At 59.8% G+C, this 879-nt stretch carries 1 protein-coding gene; it reads right to left on the reverse strand.

Features of this window, described 5'->3' with window-relative positions:
• Positions 1–402: DUF2269 family protein (locus EOA27_RS38340; protein ID WP_127258945.1), on the reverse strand; the 402-nt coding region annotated here is incomplete at its 3' end.
• Positions 403–879: the final 477 nt, after the last annotated feature.

Raw genomic sequence — 879 nt, forward strand, 5'->3', positions numbered from 1 at the left:
ATCGAGGCGCGCCCATCTCATCATGCGCTGGCCGATGGCAAGGACGGCGGGCGTCACACCCTGCTCGGCGACCATGGCGCCCATGCGCTCGCCGGTCGGCTTGAAGATCAGCATGCCGATCGAGAAGGTCGTGGCATAGCCGACGAGGCCGATGACGATCCACAGTTCGGTGAAGCCGACCCAGAAACCGCACATGACGAGGCCGAAGATCAGCGTCAGCATCGACATCGGCGCGAAGAACCTGCCGCCGAGCTGTCCGCTGGCGCGCATTGCCTGCAGCTTGTCCTCGATGTTGCCGGCGCGCTCGGCCAGCACGCCGAGCAGGAACAGCACGAAGCCGCCGCCGACCCACAAAATAGCCGAAACGACGTGAAGGAATTTGACGATCGAATACCAATCCATGGTTTGCTCCCGGAGATCCTGCCTGATTTCAAGCGGCGAGGATTTGCGCGCCGCTTCAGAGGAGCGGGCTTTTGCGTGGCGCGTGTTTCGGAACGATGCCGCGGCAGCGGCGGGCATGTTACAGGCGGCCACGATCGGCATTCGAAAATCCGGTTTTAGACGATCCCCAGCGGCGGAGCCGCTGTCCTGTTCCGGCACAGGGAAGCGCGTTCGCTTAAAAAATCGCCGCCGCGTTAAGGGTTCGTTAAGCTTTACAGGCGTTTACTATGCACATCCAGTTTTGCTGGATTCTTACCGAGTGGTTGGAGCCACTTTGTTTGACGCCTCCCTGTTAAACTCCTGAGAGCCGCCTTATCCGCGGCTCTTTTTTTGTCCACGGGCGGCCGGCTCCAAAGCAGCCGGCGTTAACCGTTTGTTAAACATGCGCTTGCCTTCATGGGCATCGAAGCGCATTTTCAAGCCTCAGTCAGTTAAGGG

The sequence above is a fragment of the Mesorhizobium sp. M2A.F.Ca.ET.037.01.1.1 genome (assembly GCF_003998075.1).
Taxonomy (GTDB): domain Bacteria; phylum Pseudomonadota; class Alphaproteobacteria; order Rhizobiales; family Rhizobiaceae; genus Mesorhizobium.